This window comes from Streptomyces sp. NPDC051776 (genome assembly GCF_040681345.1).
Lineage (GTDB): Bacteria > Actinomycetota > Actinomycetes > Streptomycetales > Streptomycetaceae > Streptomyces.
Genome location: NZ_JBFAYQ010000002.1, coordinates 208,046 through 233,963, shown reverse-complemented (window position 1 = coordinate 233,963; position 25,918 = coordinate 208,046). Strand labels below are relative to the sequence as shown.

The following is a 25,918-nucleotide window of genomic DNA, read 5'->3' as shown; positions in this document are numbered from 1 at the left end:
CGAACTCACGGGCTTCGGAATGGGCAGACCTGTTCCGCCCCCGCGCGGCAGGTCCTATGGCGGGGGAACGGCCTGCCCTAGCCCGGGAATTCGAGAATTTCGGAGGATCGGTCGCCCGTCGGCGTCGTGCTCGCCGCGCGGATCGCGCCGGCCACGAGGCCGAAGCGCGGGGCGCCGGCCGCGGTGGCGCCGTTCGCGTCCCCACCACGGGGACCGCTGCCGTGACCGGCGTGCTGGGACGTCGGCCCGCCGACGGGAGCGGGCACGGAGGGGAGCGGCGTCGGCAGCCCGCCCTGGTTCTTGCCATCGGCCATGGCGGCCTGCTCCGTCGCACCGGCGCCCTGCGCCGACGATGCGGTCGGCACGGCGGCCGGCTCGGTGCGGGAGTGCGTTCCGGCGCCGATGTCGTCCGTACCGGCCGGGGCGTGCCCGGTCCGGCCACCGGTGCGCTGCCCGGTGTCGCCGCCCCGGTCGTTCTCGGAAAGGTCGACCGGAAGACCGGCCGCATCGGTGGTGTCCTCGACGAGGTCGCGGACGGGGCGGGAGACACGCTCCGTCCGCTCGGTGATCGGGCGCACCGTCTCGGCGACTGCGTCCTTCACGGCCTCGCGGCGCTCGGGGGACTTCTCCGCTTCGCTCTCGGCGGCCTCGGAGAAGTGCTTCCCCGCCTTCTGGTGCATCTCGGCGGCGGGCGCGAGCAGCTTCTTGGCACCCGGCGAACCGTCGGCCTCCGCGGCCTGCGCGCTGCCTCCGAAGAGGAAGGCCAGCCCCATCAGACCCCCGAGGAAGAGGGTCACGAGCAGCGCACGCCGGACCGTCGCCGCGCGCGGCAGGCGCACAGCTCCAGGCAGGGCGAACGATGCAGACAAGGGGTGGGACCTTCCGTTACGGAAACGACTCGTTCCGGATGACGGGAGGATCCTTGCACGATCGGCGGGGGTCGGCGCAAGCCCCCTGTTACCGATAGGTCGTCATGTCCGGTATCTGAGGGGGGAATCGGGGGCGACGGCAGGTCCTCTGATCCCACTTCAGATTCCGCTTCCGCTCCGCTCTGCGGTCTGCAGAGCTGACACCCTGGTGGCACAGGGGTGAAACGTATCTGTACGTCGCATGGACAGGTCTCTCAACTCATTCCGGATCGCCTCCGTTGCGAGGTGCTGGACGCGCCGTGTGAGCCGGGTCGGCGATGTGGTCGAAAGGCCCTACGGAGCCATGGCCGCCTCCTGGGACCACGCCCGCACGCCGTGTTGCCGGAGGCCCTCCGCAGGGGACATCGCGAGGTGCGCGGACCGGCATGAGCCCGCCACCTCCACGAAACGGACGGATCCCGGTGGTGCAGAGGGCCCGTTCGGTCCCCGAACCTCAGGCCAGCTCGCGCAACACCTCGCCGAGCACCGCCACCCCTTCGGCCACGACGCCGGGCGGGCAGGCCGCGTACCCGAGCACGAGGCCGGGACGGCCGGGCAGTTGCCGGTGCCACGACAACGGCTGGCACTTGACGCCGGCCGCGAGCGCCGCCGCGGCGAGGTCGGTGTCGGTCACGTCCCGCCGGTACGTGACCGTCAGATGCAGACCGGCCGCCGCACCATGCACGACCGCGCCCGGCAGATGCACGGCGATCGACGTGATCATCGCGTCACGGCGGCGGCGATGACGGGCACGCACCATCCGCAGATGCCGCTCCAGATCGCCGGACTCCATCAGCCGGGCGAGGACCAACTGCGGCAGCACGGCATTGCCCAGATCGGTGAATCGCTTGGCCTCGCTCAGTGCCTCGCGATATCGGGGCGGCGGCACCATCCAGCCGATGCGCAGGGCGGGCGCGAGCAGTTTGGACACGCTGCCCATGTAGCAGACCCGGTCGGCGAGCAGCGCACGCAGAGCGGGAACGGGCGGCCGGTCGTAGCGGTGCTCGGCGTCGTAGTCGTCCTCCAGGATCAACCCGCCGTCCGCCGCCCAGTGCAGCAGTTCGCGGCGGCGCTCGCCGCTCGTCACCACGCCCGTGGGGAACTGGTGCGCGGGCGTGAGCAGGACCGCCCGAGCGCCGGTGACGCGCAGTGCTCCGACCCGCACGCCGTCGTCGTCGACCGGCACCGGCGGAGTCTCCAGGCCGCCGTACTGCAGGTGGCGGCGGGTCCCGAACGAGCCTGGGTCCTCGACCGCGACCGCGTCGATGCCGTCCGATCGCAGGGCAGGATGGAGCAGGGTGAGGGCCTGTGTGGTCCCGGCGACGACCAGTACCTCGTCCGCCTCGATCCGGACACCCCGGCTGCGGGCCAGCCAGTCGGCGACGGCACGGCGCAGGGGTGCGGCACCGCGCGAGTCCCCGTAGCCCAGGTGCCCGGCGGACACCTCGGTGAGGACGGCTCGTTCGGCACGGAGCCACGCCGCGCGGGGGAAGGCGGCGAGGTCGGGCTGGCCGGGGACGAAGTCGACGCGTCCCGGAGCGGAGCGGAGCGCATCGAAGACGGCGTCATCGGGTTCGCGTGTGAACAGCCCGTCCGGAGCGCCCCGTTCGCGCTGCCCGCCGCCTCGGGGGCCGGCAGGGCGGGGCTCGGCGGGCGTGGCGGTTCCGGGGCCGGCGAGGCCGGGTGGGGCGCCGGCAACTGGGGTCGGACCCGTGGGAGCCGCAGCCGATCCGCGTGACGGCGGCCCGGAGGGAGCCGGGGGAGTCACGAGAGGCACCGCGACCACCACCGTGCCGCCGCGTCCGCGCCCCTCGACGTGACCGTCCTCGGTCAACCTCCGGTACGCCTCGGTGATCACCCCGCGGGACACGCGGAGTTCGTCGGCGAGTACGCGGGTGGGCGGAAGCCTGCTGCCCACTGCCAGGCGACCGTCGGCCATGGCCGCGCGCATGCGCGCGGCCAGCCAGTCCGGCTTGCCGGCGGCAGGCACGTCGGCGGCGTCGAGTTGCAGGAAGTCGGAGCCGTACGCCGGGGGTCCGCCGCCCGCGCCCTGCGCTCCCGTGCTCACCGTTCCCATGGTGTCACGCGAGGCTACGGCGCCGGTGCTCCGGAAACAGACGGGGTGGTGAGGACGCATGCCGGTGCGGCCGAGGTGAGGACCGACGGCTCGGATGCGGTCCACCCGTGCGCGCCCAGTTCGTGCGCGACCGTCGCCAGCAACTCCGGTACCGCGTCCGCGCCGCCGTCGTGCATGGCCTCGGCCACCACGAGGACCCGGCCCGTGCGACCGGAAACGGCGGAGTGGGCGCTCTGCCGGTTGGTCCAGCGACGCGCATGCGCCCGTGCCGCGGAGTCGGCGAAGATCACCTCGCCGGGTGCGGGGTGCTCCGTGCCACCGCCGAAGGGCGTGTAGTGCTCGTCGCCGCGGGCGTGGCGGACCACGAGCGACGGACCGGCGACGCGCTCGACGTCGAGGACCGCGACCGGGATCCCGTACGCGGCCGAGATCGCGTTGCACAGGTCGACCACCGGATCAATGCGCGGCAGGGACGCTTCCTTGCGGAGTCGCCGCAGCAGCGCCTCCGAGGCACACCGGTACTGCGTCGGCCTCAGCCCCATCCGGGCGAAGGCCCGCCGCCACGCCCGCACTTCGGGGAACTCGCTCTCGGGAGCGCCGTCCAGCCGTGCCGTGGCGCGTGCGGTGTGAGCGGCAACGCGCGCGGCGAGCGTGTCCGCCGCCTCCGCGTCGCAGGCCGCGCCGCCCTCGGCGCAGAGCGCGCCGGCGGACAGTTCGGGGAAGCCGGACCAGAGGGCGTCCGTGTGACGGAACCGCATCCTCACGCCACCGCCAGTCGCACGCCCAGGCCGACGAACCCGGCGGCACACACCCGGCGGATGGCCGTCATCACCCGCGGCCGTGCCAGCACGCGGTCGCGCACGGCGGCGGCGCACCATCCGTACGCGGCGAAGAAGACGAAGGTCAGCGCCATGAATACCGCGCCGAGCCGGAGCATGGCGCCGGGGGAGCCGGAGTCGCCGGTGGGGACGAACTGCGGCAGGAACGCGACGAAGAACAGCGTGAGCTTCGGGTTGAGGAGGTTGACCAGGACTCCGCAGGTGATCGTGCGGACCGGTGACCGCGGTTCCGCCCCGGCCGCGACCGTCAGCGCCTCCTTGTCGCGCAGCGTCGTCCACGCCATGTACAGCAGATAGCCGGCACCGAGGTACTTCACGATGTCGTAGGCGAGGTCGCTGGTGCGCAGGAGCGCGGAGAGGCCTGTGACCGCCGCGGCGAGGTGCGGCACGATGCCGAGGGTGCAGCCGAGCGCGGCGACCGCACTCGCGCGCCGGCCGTGGGACAGCCCGGCGGCGAGCGTGAACACGACGCCGGTGCCCGGGGTGACGACCACGACCAGGGTGGTCAGCAGAAACGCGGTACTCACGGGACCTCCGCAGGTTTCGGGTCCTCTCACCCTGCCGCGGTTATGGCCCCGCCCACAGAACCAAAGTGACCCGAGTTCACTGGTCCAAAGGAGGCTCGGAGCAGCGGGAGGTCACGACGGGTCCGCCTCCGGTCGGTGGCTGAACCCTGGCCGGCCCCGCCCGGCCACCTGGTTCCCGAGTCTCTCCTCGCGGCCGTCATGCGAAAACCGGAGCGGAGAGCACGACCCGATGCGAGCCCCGTAGCCGGTGTAGGTTCTCAGCTTCGCTGTCAGGTGCTGACGCTGTGACCTGGGGATCTTCTGGTTGTCTCAGTGGGCGTCGCTCAGCATCTGTCTCAAGGAAGGTGTCACTTCCTCAGAAGGGCATTCTTGGCATTTCAGTGGAGCTGCCCCGTTCCCAGCCCGTCCGTCCGCTGCCGCAGGTCAGACGTGCCAGCGTTGGGTGTAGCCCTCCCGCAGTGGTCCGCCCAGGAGGTGGAGCACCTGCTCAGCCGCTGCCGTCAACCGAGTGGGGTCCGCATGTTCGGCAACGGCCCGATGTCCTTCCAGGAGAGCCCTCCCTCGTGTCGGGTCCGCATTCAGCAGCCGACGAGGCAGCCACTTGCCGATGCCTGTCCAGGCGCCGTGGTGGGCGGTGAGAAGGTGGGCCGCCTCACGCAGGGTGAAGTCGGCAAGGGCGAGTTGTTCATAGCGCTCGGTCGACGGAGTGCCTGCCAAATCGTCCATGAAGCTGGTGAGGACGTAGCGTCCTCTCTCCCACTCCGCGGGCGTGAGCGGCGGAGGGCCTGCTGCGAGAACAGCTCGCGCCTGTTCACGCACTCGTGCCAAATGGCCATGGGGATCGGCAAGGACCAGTCCCCGATCGTAGATGAACAGGACAGTGCCTCGGCGAAGGCTGCGATCCCTCTCGAAGTGCTGGGGAACGTCCGCGCGAGTGTGCAGAAAGAGCTCAGCCAAGCGGCCATCGTGGCGTATCACCTCGCGACGGCTGGTATCCCCATCCGGTAGGAGAACAGCCACGTCCAGATCGCTGGTTGCGGCAGCACGGCCCTGCGCGGCTGAGCCGCCGAGCATGGCGCCCAAAGCGTGCGGGAAGCGGCTCTTGACTAGGTCCAGGGCTTGCGAGACCAGGGCATCGGCATCGTTCATAGGCGATCATCGTGTCAGCGTTCAGGGAAGCGGACCAGAGGATGCCCCGTGCTGTGCACTCCGGACTTCAGGCATCTCTCTCGGCGTCTTGGCGGCTGCCGTTGATAACCGCGTCACTTCCTCGATCGCGCTTGCCGTGTGTTGTCCGAGGTTCTCGCAATGCGGTGTCGTGGCTCGCGCCGCCGCGTGGCCTCAGTGGGATGCGGTGGTGGTGGGCCCACCTGTTCATGTTCGCGACGCTCATGCCCTTCTCGCGAGCGAGATCAGGGAGGGTCCGCCGGCAGTGAACGTACTGCTCGATGAGCCAGTCGCGGTCGATGGTCCCGCGGCGCTTGTAATCCTTCGGGCCGTCGCGAAGGGCGATGCCGTACTCGCGGGCGAGACGGGTCAGCGTCTGGCGTGAGAACCCGGTCAGGTCGGCGATTTTCTGCAATGAGCGCTGCTCATCGAGGTAGAGGCGGGCGAACATCTGCTTCGGCAGGGCATCCATCGCCTTCTTGAAAATCTGTCCCGTGGCTCTGGCCTGTGAGCCGGACGGCGGGGGCATGGGGGCCGGGTGTTCCTCGAGGAGGTGGCGGACTGCCTCGACGCTGGTGCCGAGCGTCTCGGCAGCGTGCCGGACAGGCCGGCTGCGCTGACGGACGAGCCCGTGCAGAAGCTGGATATCGACGCGGTCGGGGTCCGCTCCGGGAAGGGCAAGCCCGTCCAGGAGCGTGGTGGGCGGATGCCAGTTGACCGGCTCGTCGTCGATCTGGTGGTCAGCGAGGAAGGCCCGTGCCTCGTCGTCGAGGGCCTGGGCCAGTTCTGGGGTTTGCAGGGCGGCGGCGTGGGCGTGTTCCGCGCGGAACCCGGCGTCGTCGACGCCTGGATGCCCCGGGGCGGCCTCGATGGGAAGGCTGCTGATGCGCTGGAACAGGTGGCAGCGCATCATCTGCTCACGGCGGCCGGCGCCGCGTGGGGTTCCGGTGCGGCGGCAGATCGCTGCCCAGCGCTCGGTGGGCAGCAGACGGGTGTAGTCCAGGCTGCGGCGGCGTGCGTAGTCGATGGGGACGTCGGCGGAGTCCAGGTGGTCGGCGAGACGGACAAGAGCAGTGACGATGCCGGGCCAGCAGGGCTGATCGTCCAGCAGCTGAAGGACTCGGGAAATGTCGGATCCGTCGATCACGTTGCCGACGTGTCGTGTGGCAGCGTCGTAGTCGATGCGGCTGTCAACGATCAGCAGGCAGGCGGCCAGGGCCGGGGCCAGGATGCGTGCGGCGATGGCATCCGGCGGGGCCAGCCGGACAGCCCAGGAACCCCAGAACACGCTGGAGATCTTCCGGCGCCGGTGTTCGATGTCCTTGCCTGTGGCTCTGGGGAGGCGGGGGACCGGGGTAGGCAAGCGGTGCCGTAGATGATCAATGGGACGGCATGAAGGTGCGAGCGCCGCGAGGTGGACGGCTGCCAGGACGGGGCTGGTCCTGCGGCTCCACTGCCCGATCGAGGTAGGGCTGACCTGTACCTCTCCCTCACCGCGGATCGTTTCCAGCAACGGACGCACGGCAGCCCCAGCCTGGTGGATGTCCGGTTGGCCCAGGACGTGGAGGGCGGCGGTAACAGCGGTTGCGGCACTGACAGCCCGGGGCGGCGCCATGAAGCCGGGCCGGTCACCAGCCCGGGCCGCGAGTGTGCAGCCGGGGCGGGGACGGAGATGGGCCTCGGCGATGTCATGAGCCGTCCACTGGACAAGGTCCTCCTCAATTAGGGTGGACAGCACCCGCCCGCAGACGGCCCGGACGTCGGACAGCGCCGCAGCGGACGGCTGCGGCTCGAGTGTGTAGGCGCCGAAGTCGGCGGTGCCCTTCTCGATCATCTCCCTGACGAGGGCCTGAGCCGTCATCGCGGGATGGCCGGCCTCCAGCCGTAGGGTGTCCGCTTCCGCAAGATCGAAGCCGCAGCCGTTGGTGAAGGACCGTTCCGGGCCGGTGGGTGAGTTGCCGCAGCGGCGGGGGTCGGGGATGGCCCGCAGACTCCGGGAGCGCTGGCGAGGCATGCGCCCGCAGTGTGGGCAGCAGTCCGCCAGCAGTCGTTGATGGTGCAGGCAGGCGAAGGACCAGCCCAGCCGCCAGGACAGCATCCAGCGGCCTCCGTTCCGCTCCAGGCAGTCCGGGCAGAAGCGGGAGCCAGCGCCGCGGCCCCAGAGGACCCGTCGGTTGACGTACCGACGCTCGATATTGATCTCCAGGGCCCGCTGGTCGTAGTGCCGCAGTGTCATCGCGTGGATGCGGTCCTCGTCCAGCCCGGTCGTGGCAGCAAGGGCGGCGGCCTGCTGCGGTCCCATCAGAATGGTCCAGTCCGGCGGGATGCCCCGCATCTGGTTGCCGGTCCTCTCCTTGGACGGGAGACCGATGTTCCGCGTCACCTCGCCCAAGGGCGTGTGCAAACGCTGGGCGAGGGCCTCCAGCCAGGAGTCCAGGGCCTCCCCTGGCAGCGGGGCGACGCGGATCGGCAGCGTCCGCAGACCCCCGTTCATGCGGCCTTGCGACGCTTCGGCTTGGGGCGGCTCTTCAGCTTGCCGGTCTCGAAGGCCAGTTGAAGTTCCCGCCGGGCTTCCTCAGAAGCGGCGTCGGTCTTCACGGTGCTCAGCAGGTCCTCATCCAGTCGCTCGACGCCCGTGCGTACGGCTTTCTGGCAGCCGCGGTTGATCACGGTCATGAGGGAGCCGATGTGTCCGGTGCTGCGGGCGAAGAGATAGTCGGATAGCTCATCGGCGATCATGCCGGGGTACTTGTCCGTCAGCACGACGCGTTGCTCGATGGCCAGCAGCATGTCCCGCCAGTCGCGGCGTCCCTTCTCGGTCTTGATGGTGAACGGCTCCATGTCCAGCCGGGTGGTGCGACGTCCGGTCTGGGCCAGGACGGCATCCTCGAAGTCCTCGCCCTCGTCGAACAGCCCGCGCATCTTCAACCCGACGCCGATCATCAGCAAGGTGACGGGGAACTCGTTCGCGATGTATTTGAAATGGTTGCTGATCTCGACGCCGGACCGGTTCCGCCAACGCAGGAAGTGCAGGTCATCGACGATCAGGAGTTTCGCCTCGCAGGACAGGATGCAGTCCAGGGCTCGGTAGCCGAAGTCGGAGGCGGTGCCGCGGAAGCGGCCCGGGTGCCCGTAGAACTCCAGGATCGCGCGGTTGAGGTCGCGCATCCCGGTGTTCGCCGTGAGCCCGACCCGGCAGACCGGCCAGCGCTCGAAGCCAGCGTTGGTGAACTCGCCCGCCTCGGCGATCTCCCGGCGGTGGAACTTCTTGGCGAACGCTAAGACCGCCGTGGTCTTGCCCAGTCCGGGGAAAGCGTCCAGAGCGACGCCGCCCTTGGCCTTGTCGCCGTCCTGGTCGTTGCTGTCGATGATGTCCCACAAGTCCTCGTGCAGCGCGGCCATTTGCGGCGTCTGAAGAGGTCCGAGGTTCGCATGCCACTTGCGGCGATGGCGGTCGTATTCAGTCCGTGCCGACTCGTTCAGGGCCTTGAGCTGGCGGCGCGACAGCGCCTCGGGCTGGGGCCGCGAAGGAGCCTCGGCCAGCCGCTTGAGACCCTCCTTGCGGGAGAGCGTGAGGTGGTCCAGTTTCGCCCGCAGGTCCTGCGCGGGCCCGTCGTCGCGGCGCTCAGTCATCGACGTCCTTCAGCGCGGTCGCGTAGAAATCGTCCTCGTCCACCGAGTCCTCGAAGTCGGCGGCGTCATCGTCGCCCTCTGCCGCATCGACCTCGCCTGGCACTACCTGCTCGGCTTCGTCCGCATCGTCCAAAGCCCGACGGACCGAAGGCAGGAACACCGCGTTGCTCGGATCGGCGTCGGGCAGGCCGATGGCCTGCTCACGCGAGAGCCGAAGCGCCATGCGCCGCTCGGCAGGTGTGGCCCCCAGCCCCGCGTTCCAGCGCTCCAGCAGATCCGCGACAGCGAGGCGGTCGTCGACGTGGGTGTACTTCTTCGCCGCGAGATTCCGGGCAAAGGTTAGGGCCTCCTCGCTCAACGGCATCTGTATCTCGGGGGCGTGCTCCCACTTCAACGCATGCCAGGTCCGGTCCCGGTCCCGGAAGTAGATCTTCGTGATGTCGTCGGGGTTGACCTGGAACGGCCAGTGGTTGTGCTTGCCGTGGTAGGTGTAAGGGCTCTTCGTCCCCGCCGGAGGCAGACCGGGACCGCGGTAGCGGCGGCCGTCGATCTCAACACCGTAGTGCTGGATCGTGCGCCACTTCGTGGGCAGGAACTCGAAGGCGAGGTCGCGATCGCGGGGAACCTCGATGTGCCCGGCCCTGGCCATGCCGTGCTCGAACATCTGCGCCGGGGACATCCGCAGCCCCGGCAACCCCGGGTCGACAAGACCGGAGTGCGGTCGGCAGTGAAACGTGGTCGCGGTCCACTCCCGGATGATCTCCTCCAGCTCATCGAGGAAGAAGAACGCCTCACCTTCCGGGTCCTCGCCGCGGGAGTGGATGTCAGGCCCCTTGTAGCCGGGCAGGGCTTGCAGCAGGTCCTCCCGCAGGGTGCGGAAGAACCGCTCCACCGGCCCCTTGTCCCGCCCTGTGCGGAGCCGAGCAGGCTGGATCGAGACCCCCATCCGGCGGCAGACACTGCTGAGGTGGTCCGAGACGTAGACCTTGCCGTGGTCGACCACCAGCGTCTCCGGCGCGATCGGTGGCGAGGCCAGACCCACCCCTTCGACGGCAACATCCACCAGCGCGGTGCGCGGGATGCCGTGCTCGGGCCAGACCGCCCCGCGCGGCCAGTCCTTCCCGAAGGGCCGGGGGCGGAAGGATTCGAAGAGGACCGCTGCCACATCCACGGCCTTCGTTGAGACCGGCGTCACCCTGAGCCCGGTGATGCAGCGGGTGTACCAATCCATCCCCACCGATAGCTCGGCCCGCACCCATCGCAGCGTGAGCGGATCGAACGCGAACACATCCAGCCGTGTGGAATCCATCAGCAGGTACTCACCCGGCCTGGTCGGCCGCAACTTCCCGAAAGGCCCCTCCGGCCGGTCGGCAATGTCCCGGATCCGCTTCGTACTCAGCCGGAACAGCGGAAGACGACGCTCCACCACTGCCAGCACCCGGAAGCCGACAGCTAGGCACGGCAGCCGCACCACCTCGGGCCCATAGCGGGCGATGACGCGGGCCCTGGTGCGATCGATCACCATCTTGCGCGACGGCTTCGAGGCATCGGCGTGCTCGACCATCACCTCCAGCGCGGTCTCGACCCACCGCTCGTCGACCCGGTCAGCAGCGGACTTCACCGGCCGCGTCCGCGGCGCCAGCCCTGCTTCGCCGCCGCGCTGGTAGGCCGCCGCCCACCGTCGCACCGTGCGGTCCGCGACGCCGAGTTCGGCCGCCTTGGCGGCGTAACGGGCGTCCAGGGGAAGGTCCGGTGCGAACTGCGGGTGTGGCTCCCCGTCGCGGGCCAGCTCGCGGCTCCCAGAGCGGAAGCCCGTCAGCATCTCCCTGACATGCTCTGCCTGCTCAATCACCTGCCGTCGTTGCGGCTCTGACAGCTGCCCCAGCACGACCCCTGCGAGTTCCTCCTCGTCGGTGGCCCCGGGGCCATCCTGAGCAGGAATGATTGCTGCCCGATCGGAGAAGAGCAGTTCCTTGAGGCTGACCCGCAGCAGTCCTCCGCAGGCGTTCTTGAGGACCACTTCGTTGCCTGCCCCGGTCGCGGCCATCTCCACCACCTCGACGGTCTCGCCGTCGTAGCGGAAGTGAGTGCCGATGCCCACCCGTGTGCCGGCCCCACTCACGCCGGCCTCCGCAACACATGTGCAAGGCCCAGCGGTTGACGAAGGTCCGTCGTGAACCGGCCGGACCACAGCAGGTGGAAGACCCCGGCCCGAACAAGCTCCGAGGCGAACCCGCCCACCGCACCGAGGGCCTCCTCAAGGGCCATCCCGTCCACGACGGCCCCATCGGCCGCTTCCAGCAGGTCAGCGGGGAAAAGCCAGTCACGGCGGTATCCGGCGAGGAACCGCACGTTCTCCAACAACGCCGACTCCGGTTCGCTCAGCACCTGATACCCCCACCCGCGGTCCTGCACGACCTGGTGTGTCCAGGCGAAGGTGAACGCCACCTCCGGAATCTCCAGCCGGCGACTCGGCTTCACATCGACGACCAGCGGCCCCTCCCGCGTCAGCAACAGGTAGTCAGGGATGTGCTTGCGGACTTTGCCCTGCACCCGCGCCTTCAGTAGGAACGGCTGGGCCACGATGTGCTGTACCGACGGATCGAAGTCGGCGAGCAGCAGCCGCGAAAGCTCCAGCCTCGACTCGTAGATCACGTGGTCGCGTACCGTCGCCGACCAGTACGTACCCGAGTAGTGCCGCTGCCCGCTGTACCAGCGGAACGTACGCCACGGCGACACCTGCGACAGCCGGGAGATATCCACAGCCTCCCAGGGGCGGTTCTCCTCAATGCCCCCATCGACACGACGGCGGCTCACCATCACGTCGTCAGCCGGTCCGATATCCATGATCCCCCCTGTCGGCCACTCAGCTCGGCACGACGAGAGTCGCACCCGGCACGTACCGCAGGAGGCGCAATTCAGGGGCACCACCTGATCGAGCGATGCCCCTGAACTGTGTGTCTCCAGATGCTGTCAGGACTGCCATCGCCATGACACGACAGCGGAGAAAATGACACGGAGACAGAGAACCTACAGCCGGATGTAGGTTCTCAGCTTCGCTGTCAGGTGCTGACGCTGTGACCTGGGGATCTTCTGGTTGTCTCAGTGGGCGTCGCTCAGCATCTGTCTCAAGGAAGGTGTCACTTCCTCAGAAGGGCATTCTTGGCATTTCAGTGGAGCTGCCCCGTTCCCAGCCCGTCCGTCCGCTGCCGCAGGTCAGACGTGCCAGCGTTGGGTGTAGCCCTCCCGCAGTGGTCCGCCCAGGAGGTGGAGCACCTGCTCAGCCGCTGCCGTCAACCGAGTGGGGTCCGCATGTTCGGCAACGGCCCGATGTCCTTCCAGGAGAGCCCTCCCTCGTGTCGGGTCCGCATTCAGCAGCCGACGAGGCAGCCACTTGCCGATGCCTGTCCAGGCGCCGTGGTGGGCGGTGAGAAGGTGGGCCGCCTCACGCAGGGTGAAGTCGGCAAGGGCGAGTTGTTCATAGCGCTCGGTCGACGGAGTGCCTGCCAAATCGTCCATGAAGCTGGTGAGGACGTAGCGTCCTCTCTCCCACTCCGCGGGCGTGAGCGGCGGAGGGCCTGCTGCGAGAACAGCTCGCGCCTGTTCACGCACTCGTGCCAAATGGCCATGGGGATCGGCAAGGACCAGTCCCCGATCGTAGATGAACAGGACAGTGCCTCGGCGAAGGCTGCGATCCCTCTCGAAGTGCTGGGGAACGTCCGCGCGAGTGTGCAGAAAGAGCTCAGCCAAGCGGCCATCGTGGCGTATCACCTCGCGACGGCTGGTATCCCCATCCGGTAGGAGAACAGCCACGTCCAGATCGCTGGTTGCGGCAGCACGGCCCTGCGCGGCTGAGCCGCCGAGCATGGCGCCCAAAGCGTGCGGGAAGCGGCTCTTGACTAGGTCCAGGGCTTGCGAGACCAGGGCATCGGCATCGTTCATAGGCGATCATCGTGTCAGCGTTCAGGGAAGCGGACCAGAGGATGCCCCGTGCTGTGCACTCCGGACTTCAGGCATCTCTCTCGGCGTCTTGGCGGCTGCCGTTGATAACCGCGTCACTTCCTCGATCGCGCTTGCCGTGTGTTGTCCGAGGTTCTCGCAATGCGGTGTCGTGGCTCGCGCCGCCGCGTGGCCTCAGTGGGATGCGGTGGTGGTGGGCCCACCTGTTCATGTTCGCGACGCTCATGCCCTTCTCGCGAGCGAGATCAGGGAGGGTCCGCCGGCAGTGAACGTACTGCTCGATGAGCCAGTCGCGGTCGATGGTCCCGCGGCGCTTGTAATCCTTCGGGCCGTCGCGAAGGGCGATGCCGTACTCGCGGGCGAGACGGGTCAGCGTCTGGCGTGAGAACCCGGTCAGGTCGGCGATTTTCTGCAATGAGCGCTGCTCATCGAGGTAGAGGCGGGCGAACATCTGCTTCGGCAGGGCATCCATCGCCTTCTTGAAAATCTGTCCCGTGGCTCTGGCCTGTGAGCCGGACGGCGGGGGCATGGGGGCCGGGTGTTCCTCGAGGAGGTGGCGGACTGCCTCGACGCTGGTGCCGAGCGTCTCGGCAGCGTGCCGGACAGGCCGGCTGCGCTGACGGACGAGCCCGTGCAGAAGCTGGATATCGACGCGGTCGGGGTCCGCTCCGGGAAGGGCAAGCCCGTCCAGGAGCGTGGTGGGCGGATGCCAGTTGACCGGCTCGTCGTCGATCTGGTGGTCAGCGAGGAAGGCCCGTGCCTCGTCGTCGAGGGCCTGGGCCAGTTCTGGGGTTTGCAGGGCGGCGGCGTGGGCGTGTTCCGCGCGGAACCCGGCGTCGTCGACGCCTGGATGCCCCGGGGCGGCCTCGATGGGAAGGCTGCTGATGCGCTGGAACAGGTGGCAGCGCATCATCTGCTCACGGCGGCCGGCGCCGCGTGGGGTTCCGGTGCGGCGGCAGATCGCTGCCCAGCGCTCGGTGGGCAGCAGACGGGTGTAGTCCAGGCTGCGGCGGCGTGCGTAGTCGATGGGGACGTCGGCGGAGTCCAGGTGGTCGGCGAGACGGACAAGAGCAGTGACGATGCCGGGCCAGCAGGGCTGATCGTCCAGCAGCTGAAGGACTCGGGAAATGTCGGATCCGTCGATCACGTTGCCGACGTGTCGTGTGGCAGCGTCGTAGTCGATGCGGCTGTCAACGATCAGCAGGCAGGCGGCCAGGGCCGGGGCCAGGATGCGTGCGGCGATGGCATCCGGCGGGGCCAGCCGGACAGCCCAGGAACCCCAGAACACGCTGGAGATCTTCCGGCGCCGGTGTTCGATGTCCTTGCCTGTGGCTCTGGGGAGGCGGGGGACCGGGGTAGGCAAGCGGTGCCGTAGATGATCAATGGGACGGCATGAAGGTGCGAGCGCCGCGAGGTGGACGGCTGCCAGGACGGGGCTGGTCCTGCGGCTCCACTGCCCGATCGAGGTAGGGCTGACCTGTACCTCTCCCTCACCGCGGATCGTTTCCAGCAACGGACGCACGGCAGCCCCAGCCTGGTGGATGTCCGGTTGGCCCAGGACGTGGAGGGCGGCGGTAACAGCGGTTGCGGCACTGACAGCCCGGGGCGGCGCCATGAAGCCGGGCCGGTCACCAGCCCGGGCCGCGAGTGTGCAGCCGGGGCGGGGACGGAGATGGGCCTCGGCGATGTCATGAGCCGTCCACTGGACAAGGTCCTCCTCAATTAGGGTGGACAGCACCCGCCCGCAGACGGCCCGGACGTCGGACAGCGCCGCAGCGGACGGCTGCGGCTCGAGTGTGTAGGCGCCGAAGTCGGCGGTGCCCTTCTCGATCATCTCCCTGACGAGGGCCTGAGCCGTCATCGCGGGATGGCCGGCCTCCAGCCGTAGGGTGTCCGCTTCCGCAAGATCGAAGCCGCAGCCGTTGGTGAAGGACCGTTCCGGGCCGGTGGGTGAGTTGCCGCAGCGGCGGGGGTCGGGGATGGCCCGCAGACTCCGGGAGCGCTGGCGAGGCATGCGCCCGCAGTGTGGGCAGCAGTCCGCCAGCAGTCGTTGATGGTGCAGGCAGGCGAAGGACCAGCCCAGCCGCCAGGACAGCATCCAGCGGCCTCCGTTCCGCTCCAGGCAGTCCGGGCAGAAGCGGGAGCCAGCGCCGCGGCCCCAGAGGACCCGTCGGTTGACGTACCGACGCTCGATATTGATCTCCAGGGCCCGCTGGTCGTAGTGCCGCAGTGTCATCGCGTGGATGCGGTCCTCGTCCAGCCCGGTCGTGGCAGCAAGGGCGGCGGCCTGCTGCGGTCCCATCAGAATGGTCCAGTCCGGCGGGATGCCCCGCATCTGGTTGCCGGTCCTCTCCTTGGACGGGAGACCGATGTTCCGCGTCACCTCGCCCAAGGGCGTGTGCAAACGCTGGGCGAGGGCCTCCAGCCAGGAGTCCAGGGCCTCCCCTGGCAGCGGGGCGACGCGGATCGGCAGCGTCCGCAGACCCCCGTTCATGCGGCCTTGCGACGCTTCGGCTTGGGGCGGCTCTTCAGCTTGCCGGTCTCGAAGGCCAGTTGAAGTTCCCGCCGGGCTTCCTCAGAAGCGGCGTCGGTCTTCACGGTGCTCAGCAGGTCCTCATCCAGTCGCTCGACGCCCGTGCGTACGGCTTTCTGGCAGCCGCGGTTGATCACGGTCATGAGGGAGCCGATGTGTCCGGTGCTGCGGGCGAAGAGATAGTCGGATAGCTCATCGGCGATCATGCCGGGGTACTTGTCCGTCAGCACGACGCGTTGCTCGATGGCCAGCAGCATGTCCCGCCAGTCGCGGCGTCCCTTCTCGGTCTTGATGGTGAACGGCTCCATGTCCAGCCGGGTGGTGCGACGTCCGGTCTGGGCCAGGACGGCATCCTCGAAGTCCTCGCCCTCGTCGAACAGCCCGCGCATCTTCAACCCGACGCCGATCATCAGCAAGGTGACGGGGAACTCGTTCGCGATGTATTTGAAATGGTTGCTGATCTCGACGCCGGACCGGTTCCGCCAACGCAGGAAGTGCAGGTCATCGACGATCAGGAGTTTCGCCTCGCAGGACAGGATGCAGTCCAGGGCTCGGTAGCCGAAGTCGGAGGCGGTGCCGCGGAAGCGGCCCGGGTGCCCGTAGAACTCCAGGATCGCGCGGTTGAGGTCGCGCATCCCGGTGTTCGCCGTGAGCCCGACCCGGCAGACCGGCCAGCGCTCGAAGCCAGCGTTGGTGAACTCGCCCGCCTCGGCGATCTCCCGGCGGTGGAACTTCTTGGCGAACGCTAAGACCGCCGTGGTCTTGCCCAGTCCGGGGAAAGCGTCCAGAGCGACGCCGCCCTTGGCCTTGTCGCCGTCCTGGTCGTTGCTGTCGATGATGTCCCACAAGTCCTCGTGCAGCGCGGCCATTTGCGGCGTCTGAAGAGGTCCGAGGTTCGCATGCCACTTGCGGCGATGGCGGTCGTATTCAGTCCGTGCCGACTCGTTCAGGGCCTTGAGCTGGCGGCGCGACAGCGCCTCGGGCTGGGGCCGCGAAGGAGCCTCGGCCAGCCGCTTGAGACCCTCCTTGCGGGAGAGCGTGAGGTGGTCCAGTTTCGCCCGCAGGTCCTGCGCGGGCCCGTCGTCGCGGCGCTCAGTCATCGACGTCCTTCAGCGCGGTCGCGTAGAAATCGTCCTCGTCCACCGAGTCCTCGAAGTCGGCGGCGTCATCGTCGCCCTCTGCCGCATCGACCTCGCCTGGCACTACCTGCTCGGCTTCGTCCGCATCGTCCAAAGCCCGACGGACCGAAGGCAGGAACACCGCGTTGCTCGGATCGGCGTCGGGCAGGCCGATGGCCTGCTCACGCGAGAGCCGAAGCGCCATGCGCCGCTCGGCAGGTGTGGCCCCCAGCCCCGCGTTCCAGCGCTCCAGCAGATCCGCGACAGCGAGGCGGTCGTCGACGTGGGTGTACTTCTTCGCCGCGAGATTCCGGGCAAAGGTTAGGGCCTCCTCGCTCAACGGCATCTGTATCTCGGGGGCGTGCTCCCACTTCAACGCATGCCAGGTCCGGTCCCGGTCCCGGAAGTAGATCTTCGTGATGTCGTCGGGGTTGACCTGGAACGGCCAGTGGTTGTGCTTGCCGTGGTAGGTGTAAGGGCTCTTCGTCCCCGCCGGAGGCAGACCGGGACCGCGGTAGCGGCGGCCGTCGATCTCAACACCGTAGTGCTGGATCGTGCGCCACTTCGTGGGCAGGAACTCGAAGGCGAGGTCGCGATCGCGGGGAACCTCGATGTGCCCGGCCCTGGCCATGCCGTGCTCGAACATCTGCGCCGGGGACATCCGCAGCCCCGGCAACCCCGGGTCGACAAGACCGGAGTGCGGTCGGCAGTGAAACGTGGTCGCGGTCCACTCCCGGATGATCTCCTCCAGCTCATCGAGGAAGAAGAACGCCTCACCTTCCGGGTCCTCGCCGCGGGAGTGGATGTCAGGCCCCTTGTAGCCGGGCAGGGCTTGCAGCAGGTCCTCCCGCAGGGTGCGGAAGAACCGCTCCACCGGCCCCTTGTCCCGCCCTGTGCGGAGCCGAGCAGGCTGGATCGAGACCCCCATCCGGCGGCAGACACTGCTGAGGTGGTCCGAGACGTAGACCTTGCCGTGGTCGACCACCAGCGTCTCCGGCGCGATCGGTGGCGAGGCCAGACCCACCCCTTCGACGGCAACATCCACCAGCGCGGTGCGCGGGATGCCGTGCTCGGGCCAGACCGCCCCGCGCGGCCAGTCCTTCCCGAAGGGCCGGGGGCGGAAGGATTCGAAGAGGACCGCTGCCACATCCACGGCCTTCGTTGAGACCGGCGTCACCCTGAGCCCGGTGATGCAGCGGGTGTACCAATCCATCCCCACCGATAGCTCGGCCCGCACCCATCGCAGCGTGAGCGGATCGAACGCGAACACATCCAGCCGTGTGGAATCCATCAGCAGGTACTCACCCGGCCTGGTCGGCCGCAACTTCCCGTAAGGCCCCTCCGGCCGGTCGGCAATGTCCCGGTTCCGCTTCGTACTCAGCCGGAACAGCGGATGCCGACGCTCCAGCTCTGCCAGCACCCGGTAGGCGACTGCTTGGCTCGGCAGCCGCACCACCTCGGGCCCATAGCGGGCGATGACGCGGGCCCTGGTGCGATCGATCACCATCTTGCGCGACGGCTTCGAGGCATCGGCGTGCTCGACCATCACCTCCAGCGCGGTCTCGACCCACCGCTCGTCGACCCGGTCAGCAGCGGACTTCACCGGCCGCGTCCGCGGCGCCAGCCCTGCTTCGCCGCCGCGCTGGTAGGCCGCCGCCCACCGTCGCACCGTGCGGTCCGCGACGCCGAGTTCGGCCGCCTTGGCGGCGTAACGGGCGTCCAGGGGAAGGTCCGGTGCGAACTGCGGGTGTGGCTCCCCGTCGCGGGCCAGCTCGCGGCTCCCAGAGCGGAAGCCCGTCAGCATCTCCCTGACATGCTCTGCCTGCTCAATCACCTGCCGTCGTTGCGGCTCTGACAGCTGCCCCAGCACGACCCCTGCGAGTTCCTCCTCGTCGGTGGCCCCGGGGCCATCCTGAGCAGGAATGATTGCTGCCCGATCGGAGAAGAGCAGTTCCTTGAGGCTGACCCGCAGCAGTCCTCCGCAGGCGTTCTTGAGGACCACTTCGTTGCCTGCCCCGGTCGCGGCCATCTCCACCACCTCGACGGTCTCGCCGTCGTAGCGGAAGTGAGTGCCGATGCCCACCCGTGTGCCGGCCCCACTCACGCCGGCCTCCGCAACACATGTGCAAGGCCCAGCGGTTGACGAAGGTCCGTCGTGAACCGGCCGGACCACAGCAGGTGGAAGACCCCGGCCCGAACAAGCTCCGAGGCGAACCCGCCCACCGCACCGAGGGCCTCCTCAAGGGCCATCCCGTCCACGACGGCCCCATCGGCCGCTTCCAGCAGGTCAGCGGGGAAAAGCCAGTCACGGCGGTATCCGGCGAGGAACCGCACGTTCTCCAACAACGCCGACTCCGGTTCGCTCAGCACCTGATACCCCCACCCGCGGTCCTGCACGACCTGGTGTGTCCAGGCGAAGGTGAACGCCACCTCCGGAATCTCCAGCCGGCGACTCGGCTTCACATCGACGACCAGCGGCCCCTCCCGCGTCAGCAACAGGTAGTCAGGGATGTGCTTGCGGACTTTGCCCTGCACCCGCGCCTTCAGTAGGAACGGCTGGGCCACGATGTGCTGTACCGACGGATCGAAGTCGGCGAGCAGCAGCCGCGAAAGCTCCAGCCTCGACTCGTAGATCACGTGGTCGCGTACCGTCGCCGACCAGTACGTACCCGAGTAGTGCCGCTGCCCGCTGTACCAGCGGAACGTACGCCACGGCGACACCTGCGACAGCCGGGAGATATCCACAGCCTCCCAGGGGCGGTTCTCCTCAATGCCCCCATCGACACGACGGCGGCTCACCATCACGTCGTCAGCCGGTCCGATATCCATGATCCCCCCTGTCGGCCACTCAGCTCGGCACGACGAGAGTCGCACCCGGCACGTACCGCAGGAGGCGCAATTCAGGGGCACCACCTGATCGAGCGATGCCCCTGAACTGTGTGTCTCCAGATGCTGTCAGGACTGCCATCGCCATGACACGACAGCGGAGAAAATGACACGGAGACAGAGAACCTACACCGGACCGCTCAGGTCTGGGCCATGTCGACGAAGCGCGAGTAGTGGCCCTGGAAGGCGACGGTGATCGTGGCCGTCGGGCCGTTGCGGTGCTTGGCGACGATGAGATCCGCCTCGCCCGCGCGCGGCGACTCCTTCTCGTACGCGTCCTCGCGGTGCAGCAGGATGACCATGTCGGCGTCCTGCTCGATCGAACCGGACTCACGCAGGTCCGACACCATCGGCTTCTTGTCCGTCCGCTGCTCCGGGCCACGGTTGAGCTGCGAGAGCGCGATGACCGGGATCTCGAGCTCCTTGGCGAGCAGCTTGAGGTTACGGGACATGTCCGAGACCTCCTGCTGGCGGCTCTCGGGCCGGCGGGAGTTGCCCGACTGCATGAGCTGGAGGTAGTCGATGATCACCAGTTGCAGATCGTTCCGCTGCTTCAGGCGGCGGCACTTGGCGCGGATCTCCATCATCGAGAGGTTCGGCGAATCGTCGATGTAGAGCGGCGCCTGCGACACGTCCGGCATGCGGCGGGCGAGCCGCGTCCAGTCCTCGTCGGTCATGCTCCCCGACCTCATGTGGTGCAGCGCCACGCGCGCCTCGGCGGACAGCAGACGCATCGCGATCTCGTTGCGCCCCATTTCGAGCGAGAAGATCACGCTGGGCAGATTGCTCTTGATCGAGCACGACCGCGCGAAGTCCAGCGCCAGCGTCGACTTACCCATCGCGGGACGGGCCGCGATGACGATCATCTGGCCGGGGTGCAGGCCGTTGGTCAGGGAGTCCAGGTCGGTGAAGCCCGTCGGCACACCGGACATCTGGCCGCTGCGCGAGCCGATGGCCTCGATCTCGTCGAGGGCGCCTTCCATGATGTCGCCGAGCGGAAGGTAGTCCTCGCTGGTGCGCTGCTCGGTGACGGCGTAGATCTCGGCCTGCGCGGTGTTGACGATCTCGTCGACATCGCCGTCGGCCGCATAGCCCATCTGCGTAATGCGGGTGCCGGCCTCGACGAGGCGGCGCAGCACGGCACGCTCGTGGACGATCTCGGCGTAGTACTCCGCGTTGGCGGCGGTCGGGACCGACTGGACCAGCGTGTGCAGATACGAGGCGCCGCCGACGCGGGCGATCTCGCCGCGTTTGGTCAGCTCGGCGGCGAGGGTGATCGGGTCGGCGGGCTCGCCCTTGGCGTAGAGGTCGAGGATCGCCTGATAGATCGTCTCGTGGGCGGGACGGTAGAAGTCGGTGCCCTTCAGGACCTCCACCACATCGGCGATGGCGTCCTTGGAGAGGAGCATGCCGCCGAGGACCGACTGTTCGGCGTCGAGGTCCTGGGGCGGCACGCGCTCGAATGGCGTCCCCCCGCCTCCGCCTGACCAGTTGTCGGAACCGCGGTCGTGCCGGTCCCCGTAACGCCCTCGCTCGTCTCCGCGGGAACGGGACGCGGGGAGGCGGTCGCTGGGGCCCACGTCCGCCGCCCACGGGTCTTCCGTCTCCTGCTGGCTCACCGCGACACCTCCTCCCGTACGCGACGCGGGTCGTTCCGCCCCCGTGCACCCCTGATACGTCGTGCCTCTTTTCTTAGGGCACGCCTCTGACAAACAAGATGGCCCGGCTCCGGTTACGGCTCGACGGTCCGAGGGTCCGGAGAAAGCCCCGGACGGGCACGATGAGGGCCGGAACAGGCGGCGGGCGCCGCCCTACGGTAGGGCTGCCGCCACCGTCAGCCAAGATGGTTATCCACAGGCCATGTGGACGACGCGGCACATCCTGTGGAGAAGGCCGTCGAACCTGTGCACAGCACGGGGGACGACGCTGTGGACAAACCCACGGCCACCCCACGTCTACTACTCTGACCTGCACGTTTACCGTCCACCGGCTGTGCAGAAGAAAAACTTTCCCGAGCGGGGCAAGATCGCGACAAACGGCGCACACAAGATCGGCACAGATGATCTCAGGTAAGGACCAGAACGGGATTGCATCTCTTACCTGTGGAAGATTACATTGGCGCCCATGACCCTGGCCCCCTCGACCGAGAAGCGCAGCCCCCGCCGTCACGACCGCGAGATCGTCTCCCTCGCTCTGCCCGCCTTCGGGGCCCTGGTCGCGGAACCGCTCTTCGTCATGGTCGACAGCGCCATCGTCGGACACCTGGGCACCCCGCAGCTCGCAGGTCTGGGCATCGCCGCGGCCCTGCTGCTGACCTCCGTGAACGTCTTCGTCTTCCTCGCCTACGCCACAACGGCTGCCGTGGCGCGGCGGGTCGGCGCGGGCGACCTCCCCTCCGCGATCCGGCAGGGCATGGACGGCATCTGGCTCGCCTTGCTACTCGGTGCCCTCTTGGTCACCGTGGCTATGCCCACCGCGCCGGGCCTGGTCGACCTCTTCGGAGCATCCGACACCGCGGCACCACACGCCGTCATGTATCTGCGCATCAGCGCGTTCGGTATCCCCGCGATGCTCGTGGTGCTCGCGGCCACCGGAGTCCTGCGCGGCCTGCAGGACACCCGCACCCCGCTGTACGTCGCCATCGGCGGCTTCACCGCGAACGCCGCCCTCAACGCCCTTCTGGTCTACGGCGCCGGACTGGGCATCGCGGGCTCCGCGTGGGGCACGGTCATCGCCCAGTGCGCCATGGCCGCGACCTATCTCACCGTCGTCGTACGCGGTGCCCGGCGGCACGGTGCTTCGCTGCGCCCCGACGTCGCGGGCATCCGGGCCTCGGCACAGGCCGGAGCTCCGCTCCTGGTTCGTACGCTCTCGCTGCGCGCGATCCTGATGATCGCCACGGCGGTCGCGACCCGGCTCGGTGACGCCGATATCGCCGCGCACCAGATCGTCCTCACCCTCTGGTCACTGCTCGCCTTCGCCCTCGACGCCATCGCCATCGCAGGACAGGCCATCATCGGGCGGTACTTGGGCGCGGAGGACACGGCCGGGGCGAAGGCGGTCTGCCGCCGCATGGTGCAGTGGGGCATCTGGTCGGGCGTCGTGCTCGGCCTCCTGGTCGCGGCGGGCAGGCCGTTGCTGCTGCCGATGTTCACCAGCGACCACGCCGTGCACGAACTGCTGCTGCCCGCCCTGCTGGTCGTGGCCCTAACCCAGCCCATCGCCGGTGTGGTCTTCGTCCTCGACGGGGTGCTCATGGGTGCCGGCGACGGACCGTATCTCGCCGGGGCGATGATCGTGACCCTGGCCGTCTTCGCTCCGGTGGCCCTCGCCGTACCGAGTCTGGGGGGCGGTCTGACGGCGCTGTGGTGGGTGATGGGCCTGATGATGCTCGTTCGGATGCTTACGCTGGCCATCCGCACCCGGTCGGGCCGCTGGTTGGTCACGGGCGCCGCCCGGGGCTGAGACACCGGGCCCCAGGATGTCCGCCAACGCCCGTCCCGCCGCATCGCCGCATCGCCGCATCGCCGCATCGCCGCATCGCCGCATCGCCGCATCGCCGCACTATCGACCCGGTGGCCACCACCCGCAACCGTCGACGGGGTGGTCACCACCCGTGACCGCGACTCGCCGCCTCAACACGGCGCATCCCACGGCACTTTGCCCAGTGACGGCCACCATGTCGGTGGGCCCGAGCAACGAGGGTCGCGGTACCGAGCTTCCCGCGGTGCTCGCAACACTCTCGCACTGGACCCCGCACTCTCCCGGGCCCGGCACCACTCCCGGATCGGCCCGGCACCGCCGCCCGTCACCGCTCCACAAGCGAAGGGCCGCACCGACAGGTGCGGCCCTTCGTCGCGTTGTACCGAGCGCGGCAGTTACGCCGGGACGACCTCGACGGGAATCGTCGCGGAGACATCGGCGTGCAGACGCACGGACACCTGGTGCGCGCCCAGGGTCTTGATCGGCGAACCGACCTCGATGCGACGCTTGTCCACGTCCGGTCCACCGGCGTCCTTGATCGCCGAGGCGATGTCGGCCGGGGTGACGGAGCCGAAGAGGCGGCCGGCCTCCCCCGAGCGGGTGGCCAGACGGACCTTCACGGCCTCGAGCTGCGCCTTGACCGCATTGGCCTGCTCGATCGTGGCGATCTCGCGGATCTTGCGGCCCCGGCGGATCTGCTCGACGTCCTTCTCACCGCCCTTGGTCCAGCGGATCGCAAAGCCGCGCGGGACCAGGTAGTTGCGAGCGTATCCGTCCTTGACGTCCACGACGTCGCCGGCGGTACCGAGGCCGGAGACCTCGTGAGTGAGGATGATCTTCATGAGTCTGCCACCCTCCCTTAGCGAACCGTCGAGGTGTAGGGCAGCAGCGCCATCTCACGGCTGTTCTTCACGGCCGTGGCGACGTCACGCTGGTGCTGGGTGCAGTTGCCGGTCACGCGGCGGGCACGGATCTTGCCGCGGTCGGAAATGAACTTCCGCAGCAGATTCGTGTCCTTGTAGTCGACGTAGGAGATCTTCTCCTTGCAGAACACGCAAACCTTCTTCTTCGGCTTGCGAGCAGGCGGCTTCGCCATTGTCTCTCTCCAGTGTGATCAAGAAGTTTGTGCTGGTCGCCCTGACCAGGCCCCGCGGGCCTAGAAGGGCGGCTCGTCCGAGTAGCCGCCACCGGAGCCGCCGGAGCCACCGGAGCCACCGCCCCAGCCGCCACCGCCGCTGCCCTGCTGGCCGCCGGCCGGTGCGCTGGTCGCCCAGGGGTCGTCGGCGGGAGCCCCGCCGCCCTGCTGGCCGCCACCGGAGCCACCGCCCCAGCCGCCGCCACCCTGGCCGCCACCGCCGCCGAAGCCGCCCTGTCCGCCGCGGCCGGTGGTCTTGGTGACCTTGGCCGTGGCATTGCGCAGGCTGGCGCCGACCTCGTCGACATCGAGCTCGTAGACCGTGCGCTTGACGCCCTCGCGGTCCTCGTACGACCGCTGCTTGAGGCGGCCCTGCACGATCACGCGAGTGCCTCGCGTGAGGGACTCGGCGACGTTCTCCGCCGCCTGACGCCACACCGAGCACGTGAGGAAGAGGCTCTCGCCGTCCCTCCACTCGTTGGTCTGGCGGTCGAAGGTGCGGGGAGTGGACGCGACGCGGAACTTCGCGACCGCCGCACCGGACGGGGTGAAGCGCAGCTCGGGGTCGTCGACGAGATTGCCGACGACCGTGATGACGGTCTCGCCTGCCATGGGTGAACCTCTCGGCGGGTGTGCTGCTTGGCTGCTTGCTACTCGAACCCGACTGACACTGAGCCTTGGCTCAGTGGGTGTCGGGGCGGAGGACCTTCGTCCGGAGGACCGACTCGTTCAGGTTCATCTGACGGTCGAGCTCCTTGACGGCTGCAGGCTCGGCCTGCAGATCGATGACCGAGTAGATGCCCTCGGGCTTCTTGTTGATCTCGTACGAGAGACGACGACGGCCCCAGGTGTCGACCTTCTCCACCTTTCCGTTGGCCTCGCGGACCACGGACAGGAAGTTCTCGATCAGCGGGGAGACAGCGCGCTCCTCGAGATCGGGGTCGAGGATGACCATCACCTCGTAGTGACGCATGTGGAACCCACCTCCTCTGGACTCAGCGGCCACGGTCTTTCCGTGGCAGGAGGGTCGATGCGTAGCACGGTATCGGCTGCCACTGACAGCGCGGTCCGTCCCGTGTGGGGGACCTCCGCCGGCCAGGGCAGACACCTGTGCAGACGGTACACAGTACCTGGACCGAGCCTTCCGGTTGAAATCCGGCCTCGGGTGGCCGCAATCTGTACACATCGGGTGTGTGCGGCGCTACAGTGCGCCGCCCTTCGCCAGGAGGTGCCCCATGGCGCAGCCAGTTCGTCAACACAACGGCCCCCTATCCGCCCTCAGCTCGGTGCTCAACAGCGACGGCAAGGCCCATCCCGTCGAGAACAGCCTCGTCGCCGCCACGGTGGTGCTGGGTGTCGTGGCCTTCATCACCGCGCAGTTCAGCAGCCTCCACCTGATCGCGTCCTGGACCGGTCTGGTCGGGGTGCTGACGGGTGCGTGGGGCCAGATGATCTCGGCGACCACGAGCGAGCGCTTCCTTCTCATCGTCGGCCTCGGCGCAGCCGCGGTCGGCTTCTACCTCGGCATGTCCCGCGGCGGGCTGTTCGGCTAGTACGGCCTGGAGTACGGGGCGCAGGAACAGCGGGGAGCAGTCCGATCCGTCGGGGGATGGCACCCGGACTGCCGCACCGTCCCCAGGAGGGCGCGGGTC

The 25,918-nt window shown here is 68.8% G+C and carries 21 protein-coding genes; 2 read left to right on the top strand and 19 right to left on the bottom strand.

Annotated elements, in window-relative coordinates; genetic code table 11:
• Positions 1 to 77: 77 nt before the first annotated feature.
• From AB0M26_RS03045 to dnaB, 15 genes are all read right to left on the bottom strand, one after another.
• Positions 78 to 869 carry a hypothetical protein gene (locus AB0M26_RS03045; protein WP_365253530.1) on the bottom strand — a complete coding sequence of 264 codons (792 nt, stop codon included), beginning with the start codon at positions 867 to 869 and terminating at the stop codon, positions 78 to 80.
• A 493-nt stretch (positions 870 to 1,362) separates the two neighbouring features.
• Positions 1,363 to 2,859: an aminotransferase class I/II-fold pyridoxal phosphate-dependent enzyme gene (locus AB0M26_RS03040; RefSeq protein WP_365253804.1), complete on the bottom strand. Its 1,497-nt coding sequence runs from the start codon at positions 2,857 to 2,859 to the stop codon at positions 1,363 to 1,365.
• A 140-nt stretch (positions 2,860 to 2,999) separates the two neighbouring features.
• Positions 3,000 to 3,743, bottom strand: coding sequence for a phenylalanine--tRNA ligase beta subunit-related protein (locus AB0M26_RS03035; RefSeq protein ID WP_365253527.1), 744 nt, complete (start codon positions 3,741 to 3,743; stop codon positions 3,000 to 3,002).
• A 2-nt stretch (positions 3,744 to 3,745) separates the two neighbouring features.
• Positions 3,746 to 4,351, bottom strand: a complete 606-nt coding sequence (locus AB0M26_RS03030; protein WP_365253525.1) for a LysE family translocator — start codon at positions 4,349 to 4,351, stop codon at positions 3,746 to 3,748.
• A gap of 423 nt (positions 4,352 to 4,774) precedes the next feature.
• A complete protein-coding gene (locus tag AB0M26_RS03025; protein WP_365253519.1) occupies positions 4,775 to 5,500 on the bottom strand; it encodes a nucleotidyltransferase domain-containing protein in 726 nt (241 codons plus the stop codon).
• Positions 5,501 to 5,567: 67 nt separating this feature from the next.
• Positions 5,568 to 8,012: a TniQ family protein gene (locus AB0M26_RS03020; RefSeq protein ID WP_365253517.1), complete on the bottom strand. Its 2,445-nt coding sequence runs from the start codon at positions 8,010 to 8,012 to the stop codon at positions 5,568 to 5,570.
• The gene (locus tag AB0M26_RS03015) at positions 8,009 to 9,151 is read right to left on the bottom strand and encodes an AAA family ATPase (RefSeq protein ID WP_365253515.1); all 1,143 of its coding nucleotides are present in this window, start codon (positions 9,149 to 9,151) and stop codon (positions 8,009 to 8,011) included. Before AB0M26_RS03015 ends, AB0M26_RS03020 begins: the two co-directional genes overlap by 4 nt.
• Entirely contained in the window at positions 9,144 to 11,273 is a 2,130-nt protein-coding gene (locus tag AB0M26_RS03010; protein WP_365253522.1) for a helix-turn-helix domain-containing protein, read from the bottom strand. Before AB0M26_RS03010 ends, AB0M26_RS03015 begins: the two co-directional genes overlap by 8 nt.
• Positions 11,270 to 11,998, bottom strand: a complete 729-nt coding sequence (locus AB0M26_RS03005; RefSeq protein ID WP_365253509.1) for a TnsA-like heteromeric transposase endonuclease subunit — start codon at positions 11,996 to 11,998, stop codon at positions 11,270 to 11,272. Before AB0M26_RS03005 ends, AB0M26_RS03010 begins: the two co-directional genes overlap by 4 nt.
• Before the next feature lie 369 nt (positions 11,999 to 12,367).
• On the bottom strand, positions 12,368 to 13,093 hold the full coding sequence (locus AB0M26_RS03000; RefSeq protein ID WP_365253519.1) for a nucleotidyltransferase domain-containing protein: 726 nt from the start codon (positions 13,091 to 13,093) through the stop codon (positions 12,368 to 12,370).
• 67 nt (positions 13,094 to 13,160) lie between these two features.
• A complete protein-coding gene (locus AB0M26_RS02995; RefSeq protein WP_365253517.1) occupies positions 13,161 to 15,605 on the bottom strand; it encodes a TniQ family protein in 2,445 nt (814 codons plus the stop codon).
• The gene (locus AB0M26_RS02990) at positions 15,602 to 16,744 is read right to left on the bottom strand and encodes an AAA family ATPase (protein WP_365253515.1); all 1,143 of its coding nucleotides are present in this window, start codon (positions 16,742 to 16,744) and stop codon (positions 15,602 to 15,604) included. The genes AB0M26_RS02995 and AB0M26_RS02990 overlap by 4 nt, the downstream gene beginning before the upstream one ends.
• On the bottom strand, positions 16,737 to 18,866 hold the full coding sequence (locus AB0M26_RS02985) for a helix-turn-helix domain-containing protein (RefSeq protein WP_365253512.1): 2,130 nt from the start codon (positions 18,864 to 18,866) through the stop codon (positions 16,737 to 16,739). The genes AB0M26_RS02990 and AB0M26_RS02985 overlap by 8 nt, the downstream gene beginning before the upstream one ends.
• A complete protein-coding gene (locus tag AB0M26_RS02980) occupies positions 18,863 to 19,591 on the bottom strand; it encodes a TnsA-like heteromeric transposase endonuclease subunit (protein WP_365253509.1) in 729 nt (242 codons plus the stop codon). Before AB0M26_RS02980 ends, AB0M26_RS02985 begins: the two co-directional genes overlap by 4 nt.
• 197 nt (positions 19,592 to 19,788) lie before the next feature.
• Positions 19,789 to 21,267 (bottom strand): replicative DNA helicase, encoded by a 1,479-nt coding sequence (dnaB, locus tag AB0M26_RS02975; protein ID WP_365253506.1) that lies wholly within the window; start codon positions 21,265 to 21,267, stop codon positions 19,789 to 19,791.
• A 505-nt stretch (positions 21,268 to 21,772) separates the two neighbouring features.
• Here dnaB and AB0M26_RS02970 point away from each other — a divergent pair.
• Positions 21,773 to 23,113, top strand: a complete 1,341-nt coding sequence (locus tag AB0M26_RS02970) for an MATE family efflux transporter (RefSeq protein ID WP_365253503.1) — start codon at positions 21,773 to 21,775, stop codon at positions 23,111 to 23,113.
• Positions 23,114 to 23,526: 413 nt separating this feature from the next.
• Here AB0M26_RS02970 and rplI read toward each other — a convergent pair whose 3' ends face one another.
• The 4 genes from rplI to rpsF all read right to left on the bottom strand — a co-directional run bounded on the left by rplI (position 23,527) and on the right by rpsF (position 25,239).
• On the bottom strand, positions 23,527 to 23,973 hold the full coding sequence (gene rplI / locus AB0M26_RS02965; protein ID WP_365253501.1) for a 50S ribosomal protein L9: 447 nt from the start codon (positions 23,971 to 23,973) through the stop codon (positions 23,527 to 23,529).
• Positions 23,974 to 23,990: 17 nt separating this feature from the next.
• A complete protein-coding gene (gene rpsR, locus AB0M26_RS02960) occupies positions 23,991 to 24,227 on the bottom strand; it encodes a 30S ribosomal protein S18 (protein WP_055472526.1) in 237 nt (78 codons plus the stop codon).
• 60 nt (positions 24,228 to 24,287) lie between these two features.
• A complete protein-coding gene (locus AB0M26_RS02955) occupies positions 24,288 to 24,878 on the bottom strand; it encodes a single-stranded DNA-binding protein (RefSeq protein WP_365253498.1) in 591 nt (196 codons plus the stop codon).
• Between the two features lie 70 nt (positions 24,879 to 24,948).
• Positions 24,949 to 25,239, bottom strand: a complete 291-nt coding sequence (gene rpsF / locus AB0M26_RS02950) for a 30S ribosomal protein S6 (RefSeq protein ID WP_360848225.1) — start codon at positions 25,237 to 25,239, stop codon at positions 24,949 to 24,951.
• Positions 25,240 to 25,501: 262 nt separating this feature from the next.
• On the opposite strand from rpsF, the gene AB0M26_RS02945 reads away from it, so the two are divergent.
• Positions 25,502 to 25,819, top strand: a complete 318-nt coding sequence (locus AB0M26_RS02945) for a hypothetical protein (protein ID WP_365253495.1) — start codon at positions 25,502 to 25,504, stop codon at positions 25,817 to 25,819.
• Positions 25,820 to 25,918 lie beyond the last annotated feature (99 nt).

Coding starts and splice junctions, on each gene's coding strand:
- AB0M26_RS02945 (WP_365253495.1), top strand. CDS start 25,502: ATGGCGCAGCCAGTTCGTCAACACAACGGCCCCCTATCCGCCCTCAGC.
- AB0M26_RS03025 (WP_365253519.1), bottom strand. CDS start 5,500: ATGAACGATGCCGATGCCCTGGTCTCGCAAGCCCTGGACCTAGTCAAG.
- AB0M26_RS02970 (WP_365253503.1), top strand. CDS start 21,773: ATGACCCTGGCCCCCTCGACCGAGAAGCGCAGCCCCCGCCGTCACGAC.
- rplI (WP_365253501.1), bottom strand. CDS start 23,973: ATGAAGATCATCCTCACTCACGAGGTCTCCGGCCTCGGTACCGCCGGC.
- AB0M26_RS03035 (WP_365253527.1), bottom strand. CDS start 3,743: ATGCGGTTCCGTCACACGGACGCCCTCTGGTCCGGCTTCCCCGAACTG.
- AB0M26_RS02995 (WP_365253517.1), bottom strand. CDS start 15,605: ATGAACGGGGGTCTGCGGACGCTGCCGATCCGCGTCGCCCCGCTGCCA.
- AB0M26_RS03000 (WP_365253519.1), bottom strand. CDS start 13,093: ATGAACGATGCCGATGCCCTGGTCTCGCAAGCCCTGGACCTAGTCAAG.
- rpsR (WP_055472526.1), bottom strand. CDS start 24,227: ATGGCGAAGCCGCCTGCTCGCAAGCCGAAGAAGAAGGTTTGCGTGTTC.
- AB0M26_RS03020 (WP_365253517.1), bottom strand. CDS start 8,012: ATGAACGGGGGTCTGCGGACGCTGCCGATCCGCGTCGCCCCGCTGCCA.
- AB0M26_RS02980 (WP_365253509.1), bottom strand. CDS start 19,591: ATGGATATCGGACCGGCTGACGACGTGATGGTGAGCCGCCGTCGTGTC.
- AB0M26_RS03040 (WP_365253804.1), bottom strand. CDS start 2,859: ATGCGCGCGGCCATGGCCGACGGTCGCCTGGCAGTGGGCAGCAGGCTT.
- AB0M26_RS03005 (WP_365253509.1), bottom strand. CDS start 11,998: ATGGATATCGGACCGGCTGACGACGTGATGGTGAGCCGCCGTCGTGTC.
- AB0M26_RS02955 (WP_365253498.1), bottom strand. CDS start 24,878: ATGGCAGGCGAGACCGTCATCACGGTCGTCGGCAATCTCGTCGACGAC.
- AB0M26_RS03015 (WP_365253515.1), bottom strand. CDS start 9,151: ATGACTGAGCGCCGCGACGACGGGCCCGCGCAGGACCTGCGGGCGAAA.
- rpsF (WP_360848225.1), bottom strand. CDS start 25,239: ATGCGTCACTACGAGGTGATGGTCATCCTCGACCCCGATCTCGAGGAG.
- AB0M26_RS02990 (WP_365253515.1), bottom strand. CDS start 16,744: ATGACTGAGCGCCGCGACGACGGGCCCGCGCAGGACCTGCGGGCGAAA.